The 3,204-nt window shown below is 49.5% G+C and carries 1 protein-coding gene; it reads left to right on the forward strand.

Annotation, left to right across the window (positions count from 1 at the left end; translation table 11 throughout):
• Positions 1–20: 20 nt before the first annotated feature.
• A partial coding sequence (locus O0S10_RS10385; protein WP_268925811.1) for a hypothetical protein occupies positions 21–3,204 on the forward strand: 3,184 nt, incomplete at its 3' end.

Raw genomic sequence — 3,204 nt, forward strand, 5'->3', positions numbered from 1 at the left:
AGTATTTTATGATGCAACGAATGAATGGGATGAAATGTCCCCGTGATACAGGAGGGCTGATGCGGCGCGGTGTGGTGCTGCTCGCAGCGCTCCTGCTTGTGTGTACGCTGATGGCAGGAGCTGTCAGTGCGACGGCGGAGACGGCGGCAGAGGTCAGTAACTATGCGGAACTGATCCAGAATCTGTCTGAGAAAAATTCGACGATTATTCTGATGAATGACATTGAGGCAACTGCTCCGATTCTGATAAATTATTCTGTGACGATTGAAGGTCAGTACCATACTATCAAAGCGAATAACAGCACCGGGGGATTTACTAAATCTGATCATGGAGGTAAATGTGATCGCCACCTGCTGTGTACCGGTTCGAGTGGCATTACTGAGGATAAGGCCAAAGTGAACCTGACGAACATCACCTTCGAAAATTATAACGAAAATGGTGGTGCTTGGGGTATTCAGTTCCTGAATGAATCGACCACCCCGAACACTGACAAATACCACATGATCACCCTGAAAAATGTTCTAATCAACGGAAGTAGTGGTTCAGGTCTGACATTGAAGTCGGAGAATCTGACCGCGGTCAATCTGACGATTCAGAACAGTGCGTGGCAACAGAGTATCGATGTTGAGGCTCAAAAGGCGGTAAATCCGACGTGGCTTCGGATGGACGAGACGACCTACACTAATCTGAAGGACCTGACGAAGATTTCAAACGAGGGTGAGACGCCGGCTACTGTGATAAAGGGTGAAAATTCTCTTGATCCAACCCACAGCTGGTTCTTATCTGAGGGTAATACGTACGCCCAACAGAGACTCGTTTGGGCAGCTGGTGATAACTACGCTACTCAGGCAGCGAGTGGAATCTTCAACGCCAGCGTGCAGAACACGACCAGTGGCACGACTGCCCTGCATGCAAATCTGACTAAAGCGCTGAACAACTACGTTGCCGATGACGCCACCGTTACCCAGCTGAAAGATGTTGAACTGAGCAGCGATCCGATCCTCATTTCCAAGAACATCACCTTCGACGGTGGCAAGAAACTGATCACCGCCAAGAATCCCACACTGCAGGGTAGTAATCATTATACCGCAGTTTATGTGACCGGAAAGAGTGTAACCCTGAAAAACCTGAATCTGGTTGCAGATGAGGACTTCAAGGAGCCTGATGAGAACACTCAGAATCGACATCTGACTGCAATCTATGTAACCAACACCGGTACCAACGATGGTGCATTCACCCTGTCGGACAGCACGCTCAACATGTCAAAAGCTAAGAACGGCAATCAGACGATGGTAGTGCGTGTCGCAGGTACCTACAAAACAGTGACCATTACCAACAACAGTATCCATGGCGCAGAATCCACGAACGGTGAGAACCACAAGCCCGTTGGAAATCACGGAACCTCGTTCGGTATCGCAGTGGAAGGCGCATCCATTTCTGAAGGATTAACCATCAAAGAAAACATCATCTATCCGGGTATTGCAGGAAACTCCGGCAGTATCGGTATGCGGACGTATGATCTTAAACAGGCGCCGACAAACGGCATTGTGATCGATAAGAACACAATTGACTTCACGTATGCGAACGGTGGAGAGTACTTCTCCGGTATCCACATGGATCAGGTGAATCATCAGCTGTCAAGTGCGACGCTTGCTTACACAATTACGAACAACACCATTCAAAGTCTGAAAGAAGGAAACATAACTACCATAGCGGAGGATTCCTACAAAAACGCAGGTATCTATCTAAGGAAAGTGAATGCTACAACCGGTACAACCATCACTCTTGATATGCATGACAACAGCATATCCGGAAAACTTTCCGAAAATAATAAAACTACGCATAACGTCACCGCATTCTACGCAAACAACGTAACCTTCGGCGCAAGCACGATCTACAACAACACGTTCAACATTGAGAATTCAAATGTGCTGAACTACGTCCATCTGACTGATGTAACAACCCAGGATCAGATCAAATGGAACTCCACCGGCAGTGACAAACAACACGCCGGAAACTGGTGGGGAACGTGGTCCGCAAGCAAGAAGAGCACCACCGGCTACATGACCTTCGCCGATGAAGCCACAGCAAAAACCGCCGGACTCCCGGTCGCTGACCTGCGTCCGCTTGTCACGGAAGGAACCCCGACCAGTACGATCACCATCACCGGTAACCTCTCCATTGAGAACATAACCGGAAAGAGTGAAACCCTTACCGCAACCTTCACCGGCGGAGTCTCGGCAGACTTTACGTGGACGGTCGGAACCAATGGCATTATCAATCTGAACACAAATAGCGGCAGTTCTGTCACCTACAGCCCGGTCCAGATTGGTACAACCAACCTCACGGTAAAATACGGAGACGTATCCAAAGTAGTTATCATCACCGTCTATAACACAACCGCACCGAGCGTTGACACTGAAGTTAAGACGGAAGCAGACGGCAAGGTGAACCTCTCCGTCTCGACAGAGAGTAAATCCACCATCACCGCAGTGAAAAACGATAAAGGTGAAGCAACCGCCGCAGTTATCACCGATCCGTCAAGTAACACTAAGATTGTTCTGACCTATACAGAACCTGCTGCGGTTACAGGAACTGAGGAAACTATTACCTCCGTCAGCGGAACCATTGCCAAGATGGTTGCTGCGTATCCGGAATCAGAAGCCCCGGTATCCGCAGACATGCCTGTTCCGGCTAAGTACGCACTGAACATCACGCTGAATGCATCCAAAGCCCTGAAGGACGGTGCAAATATCATTCTGCCAATCATCGACCCGGCAATCAAACAGGAGGTTGTGACGCAGATTACTTCGAAGAACAGCAACCACAAACCGCTCGCAATGATCACCGCATCCGCATCCAGTGGAACCACCATTGAGCAGATCAACAGCAACATCAGCGGTACTGGTATCGAGCTGAAAATCATCATTCCAAAGGAAGGCAAACCCACCCTGGGCAAACTGAAAGCTCTCCATATTTCTGGTAACACCATTACGGAAGATATCTTCCATGTTCAAACCATAGGTGATAACTGGGTAATTACCATCTATGGAAAGAGCTTCTCCACCCATGCCCTTGTTGAGGACACCACGCCCACACCGCCGGCATCCTCCGGCGGTTCCGGCTCCGGCAACATGGACGGCGCACTCCGTGTCCTCTTCAACGACGGAAGTGCCACTCTCTCCGTCGTAACCGGCCTCTCCT

Source organism: Methanocorpusculum petauri (assembly GCF_026891975.1).
GTDB classification, from domain to species: Archaea; Halobacteriota; Methanomicrobia; order Methanomicrobiales; family Methanocorpusculaceae; genus Methanocorpusculum; species Methanocorpusculum petauri.